We start from the raw sequence: 21,087 nt of genomic DNA, 5'->3' as shown, positions 1-21,087 counted from the left end.
CGTGCCGCCGACGGCCGGGGGCAGGACCTGATGCCGCGCCTGTCACGGCAGACGATCCGCGAGCAGGAACAGCTCCAGGACCGGCTGGAGCGCGAGATCGCGGCGCTGAAGGGCGAGTTGGCCCAGCGGGACGACACCCTGCGGGCGATCGTCGGTGAACTGCACCATCTGAGCGCCGTACGGCTGCCGGAGTCGGTGATGTCCACCGCCCACCCCCGCGTCCATGTCCCCGGACTGCTCGACAACCGCCTCGCGGGCGGCGACGTCGACCGGCTCCTCACCCAACTGATGCAGCAGGCGGCCCAGTTCGTCGTGGACGAACGGCGCAGGGGCGACGAGGCGGCCAAGGCCGTGATGCGCGGCGTCATGGGCAAGCTCCAGGCCCAGCACTACCGCCAGCAGACCTTCGTACAGAGCATGCAGGAGCGCTACGACCATCCGGACGTGGCCCAGGACCTGGTCAGGCTCGACGAGCTGAACGAACGCAACCTCCGGCTGGTCCAGGGCCTCGCCGTGGTGTGCGGCCGGTGGCCGGGTCTCGCGCGGGAGGACTCCCCCGTCCAGGACATCGTCAAGAGCGCCACCGGCCGGGTCGTCGGCTACCAGCGCGTCGCCCGGTCGAGTTACCAGGTCAGGGGCCGGCTGGCGGTGACGGCTCGGGCCGTCGAACCGCTCGCGATGATCCTCGCCGAACTGCTCGACAACGCGCTCAGCCACTCGCCCAGCAACGTGGACGTGGAGGTCGCCGTCAAACACGGCGCCAGCGGCTGCACGTTCTTCGTCACCGACTGGGGACTCGGCATGAGCGCCGAGGAGTTGCGGCGCGCCAACGGCCTGGCCTCGGGCGAGCTGGGGCAGTTGCTCACCGACCTGGAGGGCGAGCCGCCCGGTATCGGCCTGCCGGTGGTCGGCGCCATCGCCCGGCAGTACGGCTTCCACACGGTGCTCGAACCGTCCCCGTACAGCCACGGGCTGCGTGCGGCCGTGCTCGTACCCGAGCCGCTGCTCGTGACGATCGAGGACCGGTACGTCGAGGACCCGTACGAGGAACCCGCCGTCCTCCCCGCGCAGCGCGAGACGTACGAGCCCGGTCCCGGCGCCGTTCCGTCGACCGCTCCCTCGGCCGTTTCCTCGACCGTTTCTTCGGCCGGTCTGGACGGGCTCGGCGGCTTCGGCGTCCTGGAGAGCCCGGCCGCCGAGCCGGGCCACGACGAGCACGCCCGCAGCGCGCTGCCGCAGCGGCGGGCGCTGCGCAGACGGGCGGCCGAGGGGCAGGCGCCGCCGGACCAAGGCAGCTGGGCGCAGCCACCGGGCGGCTGGGAGCAGGGGGATCCGGCGATACACACGCACGCCGACGACCACCCCCCGCTGCCGCCGCTCCAACTCGCCGAGCAGGCCGGATTCCCCGAGCCTGACGGGCCGAGCCCGGCGGAGAGCCGGAACCGGTGGGCGGCGCTCCAGCTGGGCACGGCGGCGGGCCGCGCCGCCGACGACGAACACGCAGTCGAAGAACGGGGAACCCACTCATGACGACCGCAGCGCGCCACCCCAGGCTCCGTACGACCGAGGAGACCATGTCGTGGGTCCTCGATCCGCTGACCGAGATCCCGCATGTGCGGCACGCCGTCGTCCTGACCACCGACGGACTGATCGAGGGCCGCTCGGCCGATCTGCCGAGGGCCGACGCCGAAGGCGCGTCCGCCATGCTGGCGAGCATCATGTCCGCGTCGCGCGGGCTGCTCGGGGCGTACGAGGGCTCGGCGGGCGCCAGTCCCGTACGGCAGGTCGTCATCGAGGGCCATGACGGGTACGCCTTCCTCACCAGCGCGGGCGAGAACACCGTCATCTCGGTCTACGCCGACATCGACGTGGACCTGGGCGTCGTGGCCCACGAAGTGCAGGTGCAGGTCAAGAAGTTGCGCCGCGCGATGGACAGCCCGCCGCGCGAGACCGGCGCCGCCGGTACGGGTGTGACCGGCACCGGCGCGGCCGGTACAGGCGTGACCGGCACCGGCGCGGCGGACACCGTGTCATGACAGCGGGCCGGGTGCCGAGGCCTTTGGTGCGGCCTTATGTCGAGACCGACGGCAAGGCCCGGACCGATCGTTACTCCCTCGAACGCATAACGCTGCTGCACCGCGTGAGCGACGAGGTCCCGCCGGGTCTGAGCGACAAGCAGCGCGAGGCCATGGACCTGCTCGGCGGCGGCGCCCTGACCCTGGTCGAGACGGCCTCCTGTCTGCGGATGCCGGTGTCCCTCTCGAAGGTGGTGCTGGCGGATCTGATCGCGTCGGGCTGTGTGCTCGCGCGGCCCCCGGTGCCGCAGGCGGCGCGGCACGACCCCGACCTCCTGAGAAAGGTGCTCGATGCGCTCCAGCGAGCCAAGTCCGTCTCCTGACGCCGCGTCGGCCGGCCATCCGGCACCCGACTACCTGCCGTCGAACGCGCTGATGCTGAAGGTCGTCGTGACGGGCCCGCTGGCGGTCGGCAAAACCACCTTCGTCAGCACCGTCTCCGAGATCAAGAGCCGGCACACCGAGGAGCGGATGACCCAGGCGGGCGCGCTGGTCGACCAGTTGGACGGGTACCGGGCCGACGGGGAAGCGGCCAAGACCCACACCACCGTCGGCACGGACTTCGGCCGGCTGACGCTGGACGAGCGCATGGTGCTGTATCTGTTCGGCAGCCCGGGTCAGCAGCGGTTCCGGGTGCTGTGGGACGACCTGGTGCGCGGCGCCCTCGGCGTGCTCGTCCTCGTCGACACGAGCCGGCTGGAGGCCGCCTTCGAGGTGATGGACATGGTCGAGGCCGCCGACGTGCCGTACGCGGTCGGTGTCAACCGCTTCCCCACCTCGCCCGTGCACAGCCTGGGCAGCGTACGGGCCGCGCTCGACCTGTCCCCCGGCACCCCGCTGATCAGCGTCGACGCGCGGGACCGCGACGAATGCCTGGACACCCTGATCGCCATGACCCGGCACGTCTTAGCCCCGTTGGAGTCAGTGTGACGACGCACGCCACCCCCGCCCCCGCCGCAGGACCCGCCCCCGAACTGCCCGCCCTCTACGGCCCCGAGTACGCGGCGGACGCCTACGGCCTCTACCGGCGGCTGCGGGCCCGCGGCAAGGTCGTCCCCGCCGAGATCGCCCCGGGCGTACGGGCGATGCTGGTGACCGACCTCGACACGGCGCTGGAGGTGCTGCACGGCACCGACCTGTGGTCCAAGGACCCGCGCACCTGGGAAGCGGCCCATCTCGCCCCCGATTCGCCGGTGCGGGGCATGCTCGGCTACCGCAGGAACCCGATGTTCACGGACGGCGAGGAACACGCCCGCTACCGGGGCGCCGTCTCCGACTGCCTCGCCCGTTTCGAGCCGCACATACTGCGCGCCATGGTGCAGCGCAGCGCCGACCGGCTCATCCAGGGGTTCGCCGCCAGGGGTGAGTGCGACCTCGTCGCGGAGTTCGCGATGGGCCTGCCCGTCCTGCTGTTCAACGAGATGTTCGGCTTCCCCGACAAGGAGAGCGACCGGCTGGTCGGCGCGCTGACCGACCTCACCAGCGTGCACGAGGAGACGGCGCAGGCCGCGTATCTCACCTTCGCCGGTTACATCGGTGATCTGGTCTCGCTCAAACTTCGCGAGCCGGGACGGGACTTGACCTCCTGGCTGCTGTCCCACTCGGCGAACCTCACCACGGAGGAAGTCACCGAGGAGCTGATCCTCACCATCGGCGCCGCCCACGAACCCACCAGCGGGCTGATCGGCAACAGCCTGCACCGCATGCTGACCGACGACCGGTACTACAGCACCCTCACCGACGGCGCCCTGACCGTGCACGACGCGATCCGGGTCGTGCTCTGGCACCAGTCGCCGGCCGCCAACTACGGCGCCCACTTCGCCCGTAAGGACACCGTCCTCGGCGGGGTGCGGGTCAAGGCCGACGAACTCGTACTGATCTCGTTCGCCGCGATCAACGACGCCGGCGCACCCGAGCGGCCGGAGGAACCCGGCAACGGCGGCCGCTCGCATCTGGCGTTCTCGGCGGGCCCGCACGCGTGCCCGGCGAAGGACCCCAGCGTGCAAATCGCGGCGACCGCCGTCGAGCAGCTGACGTCCTGGCTGCCCACCCTCGAACTGGCCGTCCCGGCGGACGAGTTGGTGTGGCGCCCGAACGGCTTCCTGCGCGGTCTCGCCGCCCTGCCGGTGCGCTTCACCCCCATCCACCCCGACCAGGTAGGGACCACACCATGGACACCGACCCCCAGCGCGTCCTGATCGACCCGACAGGCCGCGATCTGCCCGGCGAGACGGCGCGGTTACGGGAGTTGGGCACGGCCGTGCCCATAGCGCTGCCCGGGAACGTACCGGCGTGGGCCGTCACCCGGCACGCCGCCCTGCGTACGCTGCTGCTCGACCCGAAGGTCAGCAAGGACCCGGGCCACTGGACGCTGTGGACGGACGGGACCATCCACGCCGACCCGGCGACGCACTGGCTGTACGGCTGGATTGGCGTCGACAACATGTTCACCGCCTACGGCCCCGACCACCGCAGGCTGCGCACGCTCGTCTCCCCCGCGTTCACCGCACGCAGGACCGAGGCGATGCGGCCCCGCGTCCAGCGCATCACCGACACCCTCGTCGCGGAGCTGGCCGCCGTACCGGACGGCGCGAGCGTCGACCTCGTCGCCGACTACGCGCACCCGCTGCCGATGCGCTTCATCTGCGAACTGTTCGGCCTGCCAGAGGAGTTGCACGCCGACACGGCCCGCCTGGTGAACGTGATCGTGACCACGACCGCGCCGCCGGCCGAAGTGGCCGCCGCCATGGGCGAGTTCCAGGAGATGCTCGGCACGTTCGTCGCGGCCAAACGGCTGAACCCCGGGGACGACCTGACCAGCGACCTGATCGCCGCTCGGGCCGACGACAACGACCATCTCGCCGAGAAGGAACTGATCGACACGCTCGTGCTGATCCTGGGCGCGGGACACGAGACGACCGTCCACTTCATCGGCAACACCGTGGCCGCGCTGTTCAGCCACCCGCAGTACCGCGACCAGCTGGCGGCAGGCGAGTTGACGTGGCGTCAGATAACCGACGAGGTGCTGCGCTGGGCGCCGCCGGTCGCCAATCTGCCGCTGCGCTACGCGACCGCCGACATCGAGGTCGACGGCACGGTCATCCCGGCGGGCGAGGCGATTCTCACCACGTACGCGGCGACGAGCTGGGACCCCGAGCAACACGGCGACGACGCGCATGTGTTCGACCCGCACCGCAGGCAGCGGGACAACCTCGGCTTCGGCACGGGCGTGCACCGCTGCATCGGCGCGCCGCTGGCGCAGCTCGAAGCGAGCATCGCGCTGCCCGCGCTGTACGAGCGCTTCCCCGACATGACGGCGGCGTACGGGACGGAAGAGGCCGTCACGCACGAGTCGTTCATCATGTACGGCTACCCGAGGCTGCCGGTGAGACTGAGCAAGTAGCCGGGTGCGGGTGGCGGGGTTCCACGTGGACGAACCGTGGAACCCCGCCACCGACGTCACCCCAGGGCGGACTTGACGACGTCGGCGAGGCGGCCGGCGACGGACCGGGCCTGCTCGATGTCGGCGGCCTCGACCATGACCCGTACCAGCGGCTCGGTCCCGGAGGGGCGCAGCAGCACGCGGCCCGTCTCGCCCAGCTCCCGCTCCGCCTCGGCGACCGCGGTCGCCAGCTCGGCGGAGGTGTCGACGCGCGACTTGTCGACGTCCGGCACGTTCACCAGCACCTGCGGCAGCCGCCGCATGACGCCGGCGAGGTCGGTCAGCGTACGTCCGGTGGCGGCGACGCGCGCCGCGAGCATCAGCCCGGTGAGCGTGCCGTCGCCGGTCGTCGCGTGGTCGAGGACGATGACATGGCCCGACTGCTCGCCGCCGAGGGCGTAGCCGTGCTCCTTCATCGACTCCAGCACGTAACGGTCGCCGACGCCCGTCTGGACCAGCTCGATGCCCTCGCGCTCCATCGCGATCTTGAAGCCGAGGTTCGACATGACCGTGCCGACCACGGCGTTCCCGCGCAGCGTGCCGGCCTCGCGCATGGCGAGCGCCAGGACGGCGAGGATCTGGTCGCCGTCGACCTCTTCGCCCGCCGCGTCCACGGCGAGGCAGCGGTCGGCGTCGCCGTCGTGCGCGATACCGAGGTCGGCGCCGTGTTCGACGACGGCGGCCTTCAGCTGGTCCAGGTGCGTGGAGCCGCACCCGTCGTTGATGTTGAGCCCGTCCGGCTCGGCGCCGATGGTGATGACCTCGGCCCCGGCCCGCGCGAACGCCTCGGGCGAGACCCGGGCAGCCGCGCCGTGCGCCTCGTCCAGGACGACGGTGAGCCCGTCGAGCCGGTTCGGCAGCACCCCGATGAGGTGGGCGACGTACCGGTCGAAGCCCTCGTCGTACGTACGGACCCGGCCGACGCCTGCGCCGATGGGCCGCTTCCAGGAGGGCCCGGTGTGGTGCACCACGCTCTCCACGGACACGGCGTCCCGGTACGCGGCCTCGATGCGGTCCTCCAGCTCGTCGGCCAGTTTGTGGCCGCCGCGCGCGAAGAACTTGATGCCGTTGTCGGGCATGGCGTTGTGGCTGGCCGACAGCACGACGCCGAGGTCGGCGCCCAGCACGCCGGTGAGATACGCCACCGCGGGGGTGGGCAGCACACCGACGCGCAGAACGTCCACACCCGCGCTCGCGAGTCCGGCCACCACAGCGGCTTCGAGGAATTCCCCCGAGGCGCGTGGATCACGCCCGACGACGGCGGTGGGCCGATGCCCCTCGAACGTCCCCACCTCGCCGAGCACATGCGCCGCAGCGACCGACAGCCCGAGCGCGAGCTCCGCCGTCAGATCGGCGTTGGCGACACCGCGCACGCCGTCCGTGCCGAAGAGTCGTCCCACAGCTCTCCCTCCGAAAAGGCTCAGAAATACACAAGCTCATGGGCCCTGGTGCCCGAGCGTTTAATGTTGTTTATACGCCCGACCTGGCTCATTCCCATAAACGAACGCCCCGGCAAGCACAAAGTGCTGCCGGGGCGAACCATTTGCCGTACGGGCCACAGGCCGTTCGGGTTTAGCGCTTGCTGTACTGCGGAGCCTTACGGGCCTTCTTCAGACCGGCCTTCTTACGCTCGACCGCACGGTCGTCGCGGCTGAGGAATCCGGCCTTCTTCAGCGGGGCGCGGTTGTTGTCCACGTCCGCCTCGTTCAGCGAGCGGGCCACACCGAGGCGCAGCGCGCCGGCCTGGCCGGAGACGCCGCCGCCCGAGATGCGGGCGATGACGTCGTAGCGGTTGTCGAGCTCAAGCACCTTGAAGGGCTCGTTGACAGCCTGCTGGTGCACCTTGTTGGGGAAGTACTCCTCAAGGGTGCGACCGTTGATCTTCCACTTGCCGCTGCCCGGAACGATCCGGACACGGGCGATGGCGTTCTTCCGACGGCCCAGGCCGGCAGCCGGCTGGGGGTCGCCGAAGCGGGACGCCAGGGACTCGGAGGTGTACTCGCCCTCGACGGGGGTCTCCGACTCGAAAGTCGTCACCGCGTCGAATGTCTCCTCGGCCTCGGGGGCTTCGGCGGGCGTCTCAACAGTGGTCTCGGCCACGATTATCCTCAGATTTCTTTTGTCTTAGGGGGTGGCCGGAACTACTGCGCGACCTGGGTGATCTCGAACGGGACAGGCTGCTGAGCAGCATGCGGATGCTGGTCGCCCGCGTAGATCTTGAGCTTCGAGATCATCTGACGGCCCAGGGTGTTCTTGGGGATCATGCCCTTGATGGCCTTCTCGACGGCCTTCTCGGGGTTCTTGGCGAGAAGCTCGTCATAGCGGACGGACCGCAGACCACCCGGGTAACCGGAGTGGCGGTACGCCATCTTCTGAGTGCGCTTGTTGCCGGAGAGGTGCACCTTGTCGGCGTTGATGATGATGACGAAGTCACCGGTGTCGACGTGGGGTGCATAGATCGGCTTGTGCTTACCCCGGAGGAGGTTAGCGGCGGTGGTCGCCAGACGGCCCAGGACGATGTCCTGCGCGTCGATGATGTGCCACTGACGCGTCACATCGCCGGGCTTGGGGCTGTACGTACGCACGGTCGTAGCCTTCGCTTCTTCAGTGGGTGAGTCCTGACAAGGCCACCCGGACGATCACGACAGCCCTGGCGGTACTACGGGGACGCAACCCGTGCACCTGCCGCTGTCCATCGGCCCGGCGGACCTGCGTAAGGGCCCCTCGCGTGAGAACGACCAAGCCAATACGCATAACGAACCAGAAGAATACCCGGGCGCCCCCACACGGGTCAAAACGCGTCCACGTAGCCCGTCCGGCCCATCGGACCCAGACTACGGAAGTCACGCTTCGAGCACGAAGCGGGGCTCTCGCGTAACAGGGCCGACACGCTTCGTCACCATAAGGCTCCGAGGACCGGTCGGGTACGAGGCGGAGGCAATGGCGGGTGGCACAGGAGGAGCCGGCTCGGCTCTGCGTCAAGCACGGCTGATCCGCACCTTGACGCTGGAAGAGGCAGCGGAACGGCTGAACGCGATCACCGGCGGCGCGACGGACGCGAGTCTCCTCAGCGCCTGGGAGTCGGGCCGCAAACGGACCGGGATCAAGAATCGTGCAGGGCTGTGCAGGCTTTACGACGAGCGTTCCGAAGTCCTCTTCGCCCATCAGGACAGGGACTCGGGTGCCTCGGACGCGGCCGGTACCGAGGTGGCCGCGCGCGTACTGGCCCGCTATGCCGATCTCGCCCAGGCGATGGTCGACGTGGTGACCGGCGCCCGCGAACAGCTCGTCGTGACCGGAAGCCGCAGCCGCGAGACGGCATACCTGCCGGCGATCGAGAGGGCGGTGGCGGAGCGGCCGGACCTCGTCCACTACCGGGTGCTCTACGGTCCGCCGCATCATCACGCGCTCACGGACCACCTGATGCGTCTGCTGGCACTGCGCGATCCCGCCGAGCGCCGCAACGGGGTCAAGACGCTGCACATCGGCCTGGCGGAGCCGCCCGCCGCGCGGGAGCGCTTCTTCGTGGCGTCGGAACGGGCCGCCGTTGTCCCGCTGCCGAGCTTCCACGGCGCTGAAGGCTTCGACTGCGGGCTGCTGCTGGGCCGTGAGGCCGCCCTCGGGCTGGTACGACACGGGCGGGAGGCCTGTGCCGCCGCCCGGCATGTGGAGACGATGGAGGCTGTCCGCGCGCTGCCGCTCCGGTAGCCGGGACGCCGAGGCGAGGAGAAGCGTGAGCAACAACCTGGTGGCGCGCGCCACCGAGCGGTCGGCTTCGGTGATCGGCCTCGCCCAGGAGCTGATCCGGCTGCCGAGCCGCGGTGGCGTCGACGACTACGCGCCCGTGCTCGGAATCCTGGAGTCCTGGCTGACCGGGCGGTCGCTGCCGCACCGCAGGCTGTACGACGGGACAGGACAGCTGGTCGGTCTGCTCGTGGAGATCGCAGGTGGCAGGCCGGGGCCGTGGTGGACGCTCGACGCGTGCGTGGACACCGCGCCGTTCGGTGACGAGAGCGCGTGGTCGTTCCCGCCCACGGCCGGTGACGTGGTCGGCACCTGGCTCCGGGGCCGGGGGGCCGCCGACTCGAAGCTGGCCGCCTCGGTGTTCTGTCACATCGCCGCCGACCTGTACCTCGACGCCGCCGAACTGACGGGCGGTCTGGCGGTCCTGCTCGATGTGGACGAGCACACCGGCGGCTTCGGCGGCGCCCGCGCCTATCTCGCCGACGAGCGGGCCGCCCGTCCGGCGGGGGTGATGATCGGCTATCCGGGCATGGACGAGGTTGTCGTCGGCGGACGCGGTCTGTGGAGGGCCGAGATCACGGTGCACGCTCCCTCGGGACACTCCGGCTCCCGCCGTACGGTGGTCAGCGCCATCTCCCGGGCGGCCCGGCTGGTACAGCTGCTCGACGCGGCGGAACTCCCCGAGGCCCCGGCCGGAGGGACGGGTTTCCCGTTGCCGCCGAAGCTGAGCGTCACCGCCGTACGAGGCGGCGAAGGCTTCTCCGTCACCGCCGACCGGTGCGACATGAACGTGGACTTCCGCACGACCCCTGAGTTCACCGTCGAGGACGCCGACAAGCTGGTCCGGAAGGCCGCCGCCCAGCTCGACGCCGATCTTCCGGGTCCCGCGCCCACCGACGTCACCGAGATCACGTCGTGGCCCCCCTTTCGCCTGGAGCCCGACCAACAGCCCGCGGCGGCCCTGCTGGCCGGAGCCGCCGAGATGGGCCTGGCGGTGCGGGCGAAGGTCGCCGGTCCGTCCAACATCGGCAACTTGCTGGCCGGGCACGGCATCCCTGCCACCGCCGGGTTCGGCGTGCCTTACGAAGGTCTGCACGGCATCGACGAACGTGCCGATCTGGCGGAACTCCCCCGGGTCCACGCGGTCTACCACCACGCTGTCCTCGCCCTCCTGGGCCGCCGATGACCTGCGCCCGTCCCAGCCGGATCCCAGTTCCGCCCCGGATCAGGTCCTAGCAAGTCCCCATCTTCAGATCTACCGGGCCTGGTGGGAATTCGCTGTCATGGAGGTGGCAATAGCCCGCTGAGAAGGGAAAACCCCATGGACGACCTCCGGATCGATGCTCTCTCCGATGACGAAGTGCTGATGGTCGACATCGGCGATGCCGCAGACCTGACCGAGGGACAGGGGCAGGGCAGCAGCGAGGACAAGCGCAGGGCCTACAACTCCTGCGGCTGACGCGCCACCCGGGTGGTGCCGCACGCCGGCGGCACCACCTCGCCGTTCTGATCCTGGCCGCGCCCCTGCCGCTCTGTCTGGAGGACCCCGTGATCTTCGGCGGTTTCAGCACGCTCGACCACACCTGCCCGAGACCGGAAGGCGCCCAATCACTTGCCGCCGGATCGACCGCGTGGAGGCTCGGGGAAGGTCAGTCGCACGCGAGCGTCGTCGGAGCGGGCCACCGACGGGTCCTGGTGCTGGGACGGTGCGGCGCCACCGCCGGCGAACTGCGGCAGCTGGCCGAGATGCCTGTCCCCGCCGACGTCACATGGCGGTGGCCCGGCGCGTACACCGTGGTGGAGGAGACCGTCGAAGCTGTCGTGGTGCACACCGATCCCGTGGCCGCACAGCCTGTCTACACGGCCTCGTACCGGCACACATGGGCATGGTGCACCTCGCCCAGGGCGCTGGCGGCGCTGACCGGGGCAACCGTCGACATCCAGCGACTGGCTTGCGCTGTCTTCCTCCCGTCGATCCCCGCGCTGGCGGGGTCACGGAGCTTCTTCACCGCTGTGGAACAGCTGCCGCCCGGCAGCCGCGTCGAACTTCCCGCCGACGGCGGCAGATTGCGCCGCACGACCACATGGCGCCCCGATCCTGTCTCCGGCCACCCCCCGCACCAGCGATTACGTGCGGCCCTGACCAGCGCGGTAACACTGCGGGTCGCTCATGACCCCGGGCTGTCGTGCGACATGTCCGGCGGACTGGACTCCACGACCGTCGCGCTGCTCGCCGCGACGGCGCTCCCGCCCGGACTACGCCTCGACGCGATCACGATCCACCCTGAAGACGATCTCGACGGTGCGGACCTGCGTTACGCACGACTGGCCGCCGCCGCACACCCGACACGCCTCTCGCACCATCTGCTGCCGCTAAGTCGCCGGCATCTGCCCTACACCGCGATCACCGACGTACCGGCCACCGACGAACCGGCGCCCTCCACCCTCACCCAGGCGCGCCTGACGGCTCAACTCCACTGGATGCGCGATCGGCTGGGCTCACACACCCATCTGACGGGCGACGGAGGGGACAGCGTTCTCTTCCAACCGCCCATCCACCTGGCGGACCTGGTCCGCCACCACCGCTGGCGGCGCGCGCTGGGCGAGGCCGCGGGCTGGGCACGGCTACGGCACACGACGGCCCCGGCCGTCCTGCGTGAAGCGATCAGCACAGCTGCTGTCGGGCGCTCCGAAGCCTTGACCCGACTCGTCCGTGACATCGGCGCGCCCGCCAGGAACGATCACGGCCACATCCAGTGGTTTCCGCTGCTGCCGTTCCCCGCCTTCGCCGACCTGTCCGTCCAGCACCTCCTGACTCATGCGGCCCAGCAGGCTGCCGCTGCCCCCGATCCGATGCCGGACCTGGACGCCGCCGTACGGACTCTGGTGGACGACATCCGTGAGGTCGCCCGCACCGCGGCCGCCGATGCCGCCCTGGCCGGAGGATGCGGCGTCGATCTGAACAACCCTTTTCTCGATCCGGCGGTGGTGGACACGATCCTCACGGTCCGGCTGGACGAGCGCCCGCGCGTGCATACGTACAAGCCGCTACTCAGCAGCGCGGGCCGGCACGTACTGCCCGTCGCCGTCGCGAACCGCAGCACCAAGGGAAGCTTCGACGCGGACCACTACACGGGAATGCGCACCAACCTCCCGCAGCTCCTGAGCCTCGCGGACGGCCACCTCGCCGCGCTCGGGCTCATCGATCCCGCACCGTTCCGCCGCCATGTCCGCCGGGCGGCGGCCGGGGTCCCCATGCCGCTGGCCACGGTCGAGCAGGCCCTCGCCGCCGAGGCGTGGCTCGTCGCGCACCATCGCGATCCCGCCCCTGTCTGGAGCACGACGCGTCCAGGGAGTGCCCGTGACTGACCTGCCTCTGCCGCGGTTCGCGACGGCCCCTGCCCACGTCCGATGCGTCGACTTCGGCCATGTCGCGGTCCTCGTCGACTACCGGACCGGCCGCGTCCAATGCCTGCTGCCTGCCGCTGCCGCGCGGTGGAGCGAGGCAGCCAGAACCGGCTGCCTCGACGGTATGCCGGAAGACCTCGCCAAAAGCCTGCTGGCCGCAGGTCTCCTCACCCCCACCGCGCTTGCCACCCCTTGGGAGGTTCCGCCGCCCGCCACCACGTCCGTGGCGAGTTGGGGCAGTGCGGAGTTTCCCGCCGGGGCACAACGGCCCTCGCCCGTCCGCCTGCCGAGGGCACTTGCTGCAGCCGGCGCACTGGCCGCTGTCTTCGCCGTCGGACACGTCGGACGCCCTGCAACGGCCATGCACCGCGTGAGCCGGCTAATCGCATCCGCTACAGCGATGTGCCGCCGACCCGCCACGCCGGCGCAAGCGGCCGCCTGCGTACTGGCCGTCCGCCGTGCCGCATGGCACAGTCCGACACGCGTGGCCTGCCTGGAAGAATCCGCCGCCGCCGTCCTGCTGCTGGCCGCGCGCCGTCTGCACGTCACCTGGTGCCACGGCGTCGCCGCCGATCCGGTCCGGCTGCACGCCTGGATACAGACCGCCGACGGAAGTCCCGTCGCAGAACCGCCGTCCACCCGGGCGTCCGAGCCCGTCCTCACCATCGGAGCCCGACATCAGCACCACCTCTGAGCCGATCCTCTGGATCCGCACCGACACCTGCGCGCTCGGCCCCTACCGTCCCGACCTCGTCGAGACCTACTGGCGCTGGGAGCAGGATCCCGGGCTCATGATCGGCTACGGACGCCAGGCGCCCGAATCGCTGGAAGCGCGGACGGAGGGCATGGCCGCCCAACTGCGGGGCGGAAATATCCGTTTCACGGTCTACGACACGACGGCGGAGACACCCACCCCCGTCGGAGTCACCACCCTGCTGCCGGACGACTCCGTCCGCACCGCCGAATACGTCGTCATGCTCGCCCCCGAGGCACGCGGCCGGGGTTTCGGCACCCGGGCCACGCGGCTGACGCTCGACTACGCCTTCCACATCACCAATCTACGCATGGTCTGGCTCAAGGTCCTGGCCCCGAACACCGCGGGTGTCCGCGCCTACGAGAAGGCAGGATTCAAGCCCGCCGGACGACTCCGCGAGGCCGGCTACTGGCTCGGGACGACCTGCGACGAGATCCTCATGGACGCGCTCGCCACGGATTTCACGGGCCCGTCGGCTCTTAAGCAGCAGAACCCGCCCACCCACTGACCCGCCCCGGCCCACTTCCCAGTCGGTCCCGGCCCACTTCCAGCCCGTCCGGGCGCACCTTCCAGCCTGTCCGGCGATTGAGGACCGGGGTCCGGGGCGGAGCCCCGGGCCCCCCCGGGGGGCGGTCGGCGTAAGCGGGCCGCTAGCGCGCGCGGACCACGCGGCGTTCGTCCCAGACCGGTTCCGGGGTCTCCCGGACCACCCCGTCCGAGCCGAACACCAGGTACCGGTCGAACGTCCGGGCGAACCAGCGGTCGTGCGTCACCGCCAGCACCGTCCCCTCGTACGCCTCAAGGCCCTCCTGCAGCGCCTCCGCCGACTCCAGGTCCAGGTTGTCCGTCGGCTCGTCCAGGAGCAGGGCCGTCGTGCCGCGCAGTTCCAGCAGCAGGATCTGGAAGCGGGCCTGCTGGCCGCCCGAGAGCTTTTCGAAGGGCTGGTCCCCCTGCCGTTCCAGCTCGTACCGGCGCAGCACGGACATCGCCCCGCCCCGGTCCTTCGCGTGCTCGGTCCACAGGATGTCCACCAGCGTCCGGCCCAGCAGCTCCGGGTGCGCGTGGGTCTGGGCGAAGTGGCCCGCCACCACGCGCGCGCCGAGCTTCCACTCGCCCGTGTGCGCGACGTCGCCGCCCGCGAGCAGGCGCAGGAAGTGGGACTTGCCCGAGCCGTTCGAGCCGAGCACGGCCACCCGCTCGCCGTAGTAGACCTCCAGCGAGAACGGCTTCATCAGGCCGGTCAGCTCAAGGTTCTCGCAGGTCACGGCCCGTACGCCGGTACGCCCGCCACGCAGCCGCATCTTGATGTCCTGCTCGCGCGGCGGCTCCGGCGGGGCGCCGGCGTCCTCGAACCGTTTGAAGCGGGTCTGCATCGCGTGGTAGCGCGACGCCATGTCCGGGCTGATCGCCGCCTGCTGCCGCAGCCGGTGCACCAGCGCCTTCAGCCGCGCGTGCTCCTCGTCCCAGCGCCGCTTCAGCTCCTCGAAGCGCGCGAAGCGCTCCTTGCGGGCGTCGTGGTACGTCGCGAAGCCGCCGCCGTGCACCCATACGTCGGAGCCCGCCGCGCTCGGTTCCACGCTGACGATCTTCTCGGCGGCCCTGGCCAGCAGTTCCCGGTCGTGGGAGACGAAGAGGACCGTCTTACGGGTCTCCTTCAGCCGCTCCTCCAGCCACCGCTTGCCCGGCACGTCCAGATAGTTGTCCGGCTCGTCGAGCAGCAGCACCTCGTCAGGCCCGCGCAGCAGCGCCTCCAGCACGAGCCGCTTCTGCTCGCCCCCGCTCAGGGTGGACAGCAACCGCCACTGCGCCTTGTCGTACGGCATGCCGAGCGCGGCGCTCGTGCACATGTCCCAGAGCGTCTCGGCCTCGTAGCCGCGCACCTCGGCCCAGTCGCTCAGCGCCTGCGCATACCGCATCTGCGCGGCCTCGTCGTCGACGGTCATGATCGCGTGCTCGGCCTTGTCCACGGCGAGCGCCGCGTCCCTGATGCGCGGCTGCGCGACGGATACGAGCAGGTCGCGGACCGTGCGCTCGTCCCGTACGGAACCGACGAACTGCGACATCACCCCGAGCCCGCCGCTGACGGTGACCGTCCCGCCGTGCGGCTGGAGGTCCCCCGCGATCAGCCGCAGCAGGGTGGTCTTGCCCGCGCCGTTCGCCCCGACCAGCGCGACGACGGCGCCTTCCCCCACCCGGAACGACGCGTCCCCGAGCAGCACCCGCCCGTCGGGCAGGTAGTACTCCAGGTGTGCCGCTTCTAGATGTCCCATGCTCCGCATTGTGAAGGGAGTCGGCCCCAGGACCCAACCCAATTCCGGTCGGGGGCGGGACCGGGGTCCGGAGACAGGGCGCTCAGCGTCCCGTCTCCGGCACATCGGTCACATCCGTCCCGGTGCCTCGCAGGTCAGCGAGGTCAGGCCAGGCGCCACGCGTGGTCGTCGCCCGGCGAGCACTTCGCCACGCCGAGCCGGGCGTTCTGGCCGCCTGTACCGTGCTCGCCCCAGACGTCCAGGCACATGTTGCTCGCCCTGTAGCTGCGGATCCACCACTCGCCGCCGCCCCGGCCCTCCAGCCACCACAACTGGTTGTCCGTGAGGCTGCCGTCGCACCCGTACTCCTGGACCGCTGTCCTGCCCGGCACGGCGCCCTTCCCCGGCAGGTCCATGCAGAGGCCGTCCTTGGTGTTGCGGATCACGTACAGATCGCGGCCGCCGGGCGCCTTGCCCTGCTGCTTCTTCACGAAGTCCCACGTCTGGTTGTCCGCGCTCCTGGCCTTGACGCACTTGTACTGCACGATCCGCGCTTCGGGCTTGCCCTTCCCCATGCCGGCGAGATCGGCGCACATCCCGGTCATGACGTTGAAGAGCAACCTGCTGTCGAAGGTCTGGGCGCCCGGCCCGGATACGGCGATCTTGGGCTTCACCGAGGTGGTCCTGGCCTTCGCGTCGGCGGGCTTCTCCTTGGCCCCCTTCGCAGCGGGATCGGGCTTGCCGACTTCGGACGTGGTGTCAAGGGCGGAGTTCTTCCCGCTCTCTCCCTTGCTCCCGCTCTTGGTCTTGTCGTCCTTTCCGGCCGTGGGCGAAGGCGAGGGCGAGGGCGACTTGGCCTCGTACGAGCCGGGTGCGACCTCGTCGCCCTTCAGGATGGTCACTCCCGAGGCGGCCTCGGCCGTCTTCGGCTTGTCGTCGTCCTTGTCCGTGACGACGATCAGGAGCGGTACGGCTATCAGGAGGGCGCCCGCGAGGGCCGCGGCGGCGCGCAGCGACTTGGTGGGCCGACCCGAGGGGGGTTCCTCACCGCCGTCCGTATCGCTGGACGGCTCGGGCGGATTGCCGTCCGCCGTGGTCGCCGTGGCAGCGGCGGCGCCCGCACCGCGACCGCCGGGCGCGGACGCGGCGGGCGCCGGGGTCTCCGACGTCGTGGACGTCTCGGCCGTCGCGAGGACCGTCGTCTCGGGCTCGGCCTCCGGGTCTGTCGACGGGTCCGCCTCGGGCTCGGCCGGAGCGGCCGGGGAACCCGGTCCGAAGGAGGCGGTCGGTCCGAAGGAGGTCGGCGGCACGGCTGCCTCCGCGTCCGGGTCGACGCCCCTCCGCCGCAGTGCGTCAGGGTCGGGCGGGCCCGCCGAGCCGGTCAGCGGTACGGCGCGGCGCACCTCCAGGCCCTGGCCCGTCGGTTCGTTGCTGGGCATGTTTTCTCCGTTTCGGATTTCGGTCGAGTGGGTCATCGGGCGCCCGGCACGGCACCGGCCGCGTCCCCGCGGCGTCCCAGGGGCCCTGCGCACAACTCCGGCCAGCGGAACTGCCCGGGTGCGAGAGGGTGCCGGCGCAGGGCCTGGTCGAGCCGGTCGAGTGCCACACGGTCGTGGTCGTCGAGTGCGGTGCCCTGCGGCACGGTCTCCGTGGTCGCGGTGGCGGGGGACGCGGGTACCTCGCGCAGCAGCACCAGGGGTGCGCCGTCGCTCTCGCGTACGTCGAGCACCCGCAGCAGCGAGCCGGGGGCGAACATGATCATGTCCCGGCCCGCGGCTCCCGGGCCGCTCACCAGTTCGCGCACCCGGCGTCCGGTCGCGGACCAGATCGCGTACTGCGCTCCGCCCGGCCGGGGCGCGCCGGAGCCGAGGGGCAGCGCGCCCACCGGGGTCGCGTCGCGCAGCAGGTTTCCCGGCACGAGTCCCGCGTCCGCCGCGTCGGTGCCGCGCAGGGCGAGTCCGCGGTACGACGGCAGCCGTCGCAGCGCGGAGGACACGCATGCCGCGTAGGGCAGCAGCCGCGCCTCGCCCGCTCGCAGGCTACGGCCCAGTTCGCCGTGGCTCAGGGGACCTTCGGTGGTGTGCAGGTACATGTGAAGGGCGATCAGGTCGTCGCGGGCCTCTGCCTGCTCCTGTCCGCGCAGCGCGGGCATCTTGGTGAGGGCCCGGGTGACCGCGGCCCCGTGCCGCTCCCAGCCGTCCTCCCCGAGCCCACGGAACGCGGCGCGCTCCGCGGCGCTGGTGGCGTATCCCGGCGGGACCGGCACCGGCGGCAGCGGGCCGGGGACGACGACGGCGGGCGGGGCCGCCGGCCGGGCCGGCGCGGGAGGTTCGGGCGTCTCGGGCGCGGCGGGGTCGGGCACGGGAGGTTCGGGCGTCTCGGGCGCGGGCTCCACGGGTGCGCTCCCGGTCCGGTCCGGGGGCACCGCGGCCGTGGGGGCGATGGACGAGGTCGACGGCGAGAAGGCCCGGTGCACCATGGATTCCTCCGGCCGTGCGCGTTCCCTCGGCCGTGCGGGTTCCAGCGCCCGTGCGGGCTCCACCGGCGGCGCCGCCACCCCGGGCTCCGCGGGCGTCATGGACGCCGGGAGAACCGCGGGCAGTTCGATGGGGTCCAGGTAGGACGGGACGGACGGGGCGGCGCGGCTGACGGGCGGTTCGGGGAGCGGGGTTCCGGTCAACGCCCGGGTGATCAGGGCCGGTTCCGGGACAGGGGAGCCCTCGGTCGGCTGCCGCCGACGGGGGGCGGCAGGGCCGGTCGCCTCCCCTGGCCCCCTCGCGGGGGCCGGCTCAGGAGCGGGCAGGGGCCCGGGCGGGGGCGGTGCCGTCCGGATCGCCGGGGACGGCGTCGGCGCGCTCGGCTGCGATTCCCTGTCGCGGTCGGACGACAGCGGGACCGGAGCCGGAGCGGGCGGCACGGCGCCCCGCGGTGCGAAGCGGACGGCGCGCAGCCCGTTCTCCGCGGCAATGCGGCGCAGTTCGCGTCCGCCGTCGGCGCTCGTCCCGTGGACGAACAGCCGGGCCCTGCCGCGGACGTCGGCGCCGAGGCCGCCGAGGAGTTCGGCGAGTGCGGGGAAGAGCGAAGCGTCGAGGGGCTGCCCCGGCCGGCCCACCTCGATCGCCGGGCCCTCCGGGTCCACCGGCCTGTCGGTGGCGGGGGGACGCCCGTCCGAGGGGTCGGTGAGCCACAGGCCTGCCCGCGTCAGGTCGGCCCGCCAGCCGGCGGAGAGGCGAATCGCGCCGCCCTCCGCCGGCTCTCCGGGGGCCAGGCTCCAGGGCAACGGCTCCGGGGCGGCCTGCTGTTCACCCGCTTCACCCGCCGCTGCCGGTACGCACCTCACCGCGCCGACGTACGCCTCCCAGCGCGGCGCGCCGTCGGCTCCGACGAGTACCGCGCGTACCTTGCCGGGCCGGTCCGCCGGGCTCCGGGACAGCAGCGGCATACCCGTGTACACCACGGTCCCGGTCCCCAGGGTGTCCGAGACCGACTGGCCGACGGCCAGAATGTCGCGGGAGCCGCCGGGAGCGAGCATGACCCGTTCCCTGACGGACTCGGGCAGGGCGCCGAGCACTTCGGCGATGTCGTCCGCCGGGACCTCCTCGCTCTCCCGGCCGCCCACCAGGACGGTGGGGCCGCGGGGATCGGCGGGTACCGCGTAGCAGAGGTCTCCGTGGCGGGGCGGCGGCGACCCGGGCGACCTGGCGAGCAGCCCGGCGGGGAGCTGCTCGATCACACTGCCGCCCGCGACCCGGCCGGGGACGAGGTCGACGGCCGACTGCCAGTCCGGCACCGGCTGCCGTGCGCCGACGCACCGGGGCTCCTCGTCCGGCGCGAACCGCCACCAGCCACCGCGCGCCGGGTGCTCCGCGGCGCCGGGTTCCGGGCGCCTGGGGGGTACGAACAGTCCGCCGCCCGGCACCACGAGGGCGGCGCCGTCGGGGGCGATGACCTCCATCCGCCAGGCGTCGGCGATACGGCGGGCCAGGGCGGGCGCGCCAGGGCGGTCGTCCCCCGCGGCGGCCAGGACGAGCCGGACCGTGCCGGTGCCTTCGGCTCGCACGTCGTCGAGCAGCCCGCCGAGCCGGGGCCACAGGTCTGCGGAGCGCGGAGCTCCGGCCCCGGCGACCACCGTGACGGTGTTCTTCTCGGCGCCGAAGACCCGGGCCAGGTCGAGGACGTCGGAGTCGCTGATCGTGTCGTCGGACGAGGTACGCAGCAGCCTGATGCCGTCGTACTCCTCGACGAGCAGTCGCTCGGCGTCTCCCGTACCGTCGCCGCCGGCCCCTCGGGCGGGTGTCGTGGGCGGGCCGGGCCGTACAGCCGCTGTCCGGCTGCCTCGGCGGCCGAACCATCGCGCCCAGCCGCTGTCCGAGCGGCTCATGCCTCTGGCCCTGGTTCGGGAGTTGCGGGGCAACTCGGGTTCTGCCACTTACCGTTGTCACCTGATGGAGTCGACATGTCCTGATTTCCGTGGTCCTGGCGGTGCGGATGGTTCACATGGGCCCGCCGAGTGCGATGCGCGTGCGGCCGGAAAGGTTCACGCCGCCGGCTGCCGGACTGCTGTCAACTCCCCTCCCCCGACCGGGAGTCCTGTGCGGCGTCCGACCCGGACTCGGACTCCGACCCGGACTCCGACCCGGAGGCGGACGAGGACCCGGCCGCGGACTCGGGGACCTCGGTGCTCGTCGTCCGCGGCCAGCCGGACGCGGCGGCGGACCCGGGCTGCTCGCCCTCGCCCTCGCCCTCGGGCGCCTCTCCGGCCGCGCTCAGGATGTCCGCGAGGCCGTCGGTGGTCATCACCATGCTGACGGGACCCGAGCTGTTGATGCACATGCTGTGCCCCTCGGGGATCCGCTCCAGGAACTCCGGCACCCGCGTCGTCTCGAAGGCCAGCCGGCCGGCGAGGTGGAGGTACTTCGGGGAGCTGTAGACGAGGACCACGGGGGTGCTGTCGGGCGCCGAGGCGCGCACCGGCTCGCCGTCCGCCGTGACCAGTACGGCCACCTCCGCGGCGGCCAGCGCCTTGGTGACGTCGTCAGCGGGGCCGTACCCGGTGGTGGCCAGTTGGATGGCGGCGTCCACGTCGTCGGCGGGCTCCGGCCAGCCCATCGCGGAGGGTGAGGGCCGGTACTCCTCGTTGTCCTGCCACTCGACGATCTCGCCCTCGGCGTCGGAGCGCCACTGCCCCACCACGGCCCACTCCGGCGGCGGGCCTTCGTCGGACCAGGTCGGGTCGATCAGATACAGCCAGTGGTCGGGGGCGAGCCTGGCCGCCTCCACGAACTCCTCGGGCGGGGGTGGGTCCACTGTCGCGGTGCCGGTGGAGCCGCCCGCTCCCGGCTCCGCCGGGTCGGTGGCGACTAGGACCTCGCCGTTGGTCTCGCTCATCTCTTCCTCACTCGCCGATCTTTCGGG

General features: G+C 71.8%; 19 protein-coding genes. 12 read left to right on the top strand and 7 right to left on the bottom strand.

The window, feature by feature from the left end; all coding sequences use genetic code 11:
* Positions 1–30 precede the first annotated feature (30 nt).
* From OHS57_RS23365 to OHS57_RS23340, 6 genes are read left to right on the top strand one after another with little or no spacing between them, the layout of a single operon-like run.
* Positions 31–1,530, top strand: coding sequence for an ATP-binding protein (locus tag OHS57_RS23365; protein ID WP_328583230.1), 1,500 nt, complete (start codon positions 31–33; stop codon positions 1,528–1,530).
* Positions 1,527–2,036, top strand: a complete 510-nt coding sequence (locus OHS57_RS23360) for a roadblock/LC7 domain-containing protein (RefSeq protein ID WP_328583229.1) — start codon at positions 1,527–1,529, stop codon at positions 2,034–2,036. The genes OHS57_RS23365 and OHS57_RS23360 overlap by 4 nt, the downstream gene beginning before the upstream one ends.
* Positions 2,033–2,398 (top strand): DUF742 domain-containing protein, encoded by a 366-nt coding sequence (locus OHS57_RS23355; RefSeq protein WP_041985635.1) that lies wholly within the window; start codon positions 2,033–2,035, stop codon positions 2,396–2,398. The genes OHS57_RS23360 and OHS57_RS23355 overlap by 4 nt, the downstream gene beginning before the upstream one ends.
* Positions 2,367–3,005, top strand: a complete 639-nt coding sequence (locus OHS57_RS23350) for a GTP-binding protein (RefSeq protein WP_443042944.1) — start codon at positions 2,367–2,369, stop codon at positions 3,003–3,005. The genes OHS57_RS23355 and OHS57_RS23350 overlap by 32 nt, the downstream gene beginning before the upstream one ends.
* Entirely contained in the window at positions 3,002–4,273 is a 1,272-nt protein-coding gene (locus OHS57_RS23345) for a cytochrome P450 (RefSeq protein ID WP_041985641.1), read from the top strand. The genes OHS57_RS23350 and OHS57_RS23345 overlap by 4 nt, the downstream gene beginning before the upstream one ends.
* Positions 4,246–5,478, top strand: coding sequence for a cytochrome P450 family protein (locus OHS57_RS23340; protein WP_328583228.1), 1,233 nt, complete (start codon positions 4,246–4,248; stop codon positions 5,476–5,478). The genes OHS57_RS23345 and OHS57_RS23340 overlap by 28 nt, the downstream gene beginning before the upstream one ends.
* 56 nt (positions 5,479–5,534) lie before the next feature.
* Here the strand turns inward: OHS57_RS23340 and glmM are convergent, their stop codons facing one another.
* From glmM to rplM, 3 genes are all read right to left on the bottom strand, one after another.
* Positions 5,535–6,917 (bottom strand): phosphoglucosamine mutase, encoded by a 1,383-nt coding sequence (gene glmM, locus OHS57_RS23335; RefSeq protein WP_041985645.1) that lies wholly within the window; start codon positions 6,915–6,917, stop codon positions 5,535–5,537.
* Between the two features lie 172 nt (positions 6,918–7,089).
* Entirely contained in the window at positions 7,090–7,617 is a 528-nt protein-coding gene (gene rpsI, locus OHS57_RS23330) for a 30S ribosomal protein S9 (protein WP_041985647.1), read from the bottom strand.
* A gap of 41 nt (positions 7,618–7,658) precedes the next feature.
* Entirely contained in the window at positions 7,659–8,102 is a 444-nt protein-coding gene (rplM, locus tag OHS57_RS23325; protein WP_041985650.1) for a 50S ribosomal protein L13, read from the bottom strand.
* A 415-nt stretch (positions 8,103–8,517) separates the two neighbouring features.
* Between rplM and OHS57_RS23320 the strand changes: the two genes are divergently transcribed.
* The 6 genes from OHS57_RS23320 (at position 8,518) to OHS57_RS23295 (ending at position 13,931) form a co-directional block, all read left to right on the top strand.
* Positions 8,518–9,225: an XRE family transcriptional regulator gene (locus tag OHS57_RS23320; protein ID WP_328583227.1), complete on the top strand. Its 708-nt coding sequence runs from the start codon at positions 8,518–8,520 to the stop codon at positions 9,223–9,225.
* Positions 9,226–9,250: 25 nt separating this feature from the next.
* The gene (locus OHS57_RS23315) at positions 9,251–10,447 is read left to right on the top strand and encodes a M20 family metallopeptidase (RefSeq protein WP_328583226.1); all 1,197 of its coding nucleotides are present in this window, start codon (positions 9,251–9,253) and stop codon (positions 10,445–10,447) included.
* Between the two features lie 135 nt (positions 10,448–10,582).
* Positions 10,583–10,720, top strand: a complete 138-nt coding sequence (locus OHS57_RS23310) for an albusnodin family lasso peptide (RefSeq protein WP_328583225.1) — start codon at positions 10,583–10,585, stop codon at positions 10,718–10,720.
* A gap of 89 nt (positions 10,721–10,809) precedes the next feature.
* Entirely contained in the window at positions 10,810–12,630 is a 1,821-nt protein-coding gene (locus OHS57_RS23305) for an albusnodin/ikarugamycin family macrolactam cyclase (protein ID WP_328583224.1), read from the top strand.
* Positions 12,623–13,363, top strand: a complete 741-nt coding sequence (locus tag OHS57_RS23300; protein ID WP_328583223.1) for a lasso peptide biosynthesis B2 protein — start codon at positions 12,623–12,625, stop codon at positions 13,361–13,363. Before OHS57_RS23305 ends, OHS57_RS23300 begins: the two co-directional genes overlap by 8 nt.
* A 13-nt stretch (positions 13,364–13,376) precedes the next feature.
* Positions 13,377–13,931 (top strand): GNAT family N-acetyltransferase, encoded by a 555-nt coding sequence (locus OHS57_RS23295; protein ID WP_443043091.1) that lies wholly within the window; start codon positions 13,377–13,379, stop codon positions 13,929–13,931.
* 142 nt (positions 13,932–14,073) lie between these two features.
* On the opposite strand, the gene OHS57_RS23290 is transcribed toward OHS57_RS23295, so the two are convergent.
* The 4 genes from OHS57_RS23290 to OHS57_RS23275 form a co-directional block, all read right to left on the bottom strand.
* Positions 14,074–15,702, bottom strand: coding sequence for an ABC-F family ATP-binding cassette domain-containing protein (locus OHS57_RS23290; RefSeq protein ID WP_328583222.1), 1,629 nt, complete (start codon positions 15,700–15,702; stop codon positions 14,074–14,076).
* A 134-nt stretch (positions 15,703–15,836) separates the two neighbouring features.
* Positions 15,837–17,111: an RICIN domain-containing protein gene (locus tag OHS57_RS23285; protein WP_328583221.1), complete on the bottom strand. Its 1,275-nt coding sequence runs from the start codon at positions 17,109–17,111 to the stop codon at positions 15,837–15,839.
* Between the two features lie 32 nt (positions 17,112–17,143).
* A complete protein-coding gene (locus OHS57_RS23280) occupies positions 17,144–20,053 on the bottom strand; it encodes a hypothetical protein (protein WP_328583220.1) in 2,910 nt (969 codons plus the stop codon).
* Positions 20,054–20,235: 182 nt separating this feature from the next.
* Entirely contained in the window at positions 20,236–21,060 is an 825-nt protein-coding gene (locus OHS57_RS23275; protein ID WP_328583219.1) for a type VII secretion system-associated protein, read from the bottom strand.
* Between the last annotated feature and the right edge of the window lie 27 nt (positions 21,061–21,087).

Source organism: Streptomyces sp. NBC_00370 (genome assembly GCF_036084755.1).
In the GTDB taxonomy this organism is placed as follows: domain Bacteria; phylum Actinomycetota; class Actinomycetes; order Streptomycetales; family Streptomycetaceae; genus Streptomyces.
The sequence above is the reverse complement of the archived record's forward strand: the minus strand, read 5'-3'. Positions and strand labels throughout refer to the sequence as shown.

Bases quoted from the DNA above. Each gene is read 5' to 3' on its own strand.
- OHS57_RS23275 (WP_328583219.1), bottom strand. From the start codon at position 21,060: ATGAGCGAGACCAACGGCGAGGTCCTAGTCGCCACCGACCCGGCGGAG.
- OHS57_RS23350 (WP_443042944.1), top strand. From the start codon at position 2,367: ATGCGCTCCAGCGAGCCAAGTCCGTCTCCTGACGCCGCGTCGGCCGGC.
- OHS57_RS23280 (WP_328583220.1), bottom strand. From the start codon at position 20,053: ATGAGCCGCTCGGACAGCGGCTGGGCGCGATGGTTCGGCCGCCGAGGC.
- OHS57_RS23340 (WP_328583228.1), top strand. From the start codon at position 4,246: ATGGACACCGACCCCCAGCGCGTCCTGATCGACCCGACAGGCCGCGAT.
- OHS57_RS23365 (WP_328583230.1), top strand. From the start codon at position 31: ATGCCGCGCCTGTCACGGCAGACGATCCGCGAGCAGGAACAGCTCCAG.
- OHS57_RS23355 (WP_041985635.1), top strand. From the start codon at position 2,033: ATGACAGCGGGCCGGGTGCCGAGGCCTTTGGTGCGGCCTTATGTCGAG.
- OHS57_RS23285 (WP_328583221.1), bottom strand. From the start codon at position 17,111: ATGCCCAGCAACGAACCGACGGGCCAGGGCCTGGAGGTGCGCCGCGCC.
- OHS57_RS23360 (WP_328583229.1), top strand. From the start codon at position 1,527: ATGACGACCGCAGCGCGCCACCCCAGGCTCCGTACGACCGAGGAGACC.
- OHS57_RS23310 (WP_328583225.1), top strand. From the start codon at position 10,583: ATGGACGACCTCCGGATCGATGCTCTCTCCGATGACGAAGTGCTGATG.
- OHS57_RS23290 (WP_328583222.1), bottom strand. From the start codon at position 15,702: ATGCGGAGCATGGGACATCTAGAAGCGGCACACCTGGAGTACTACCTG.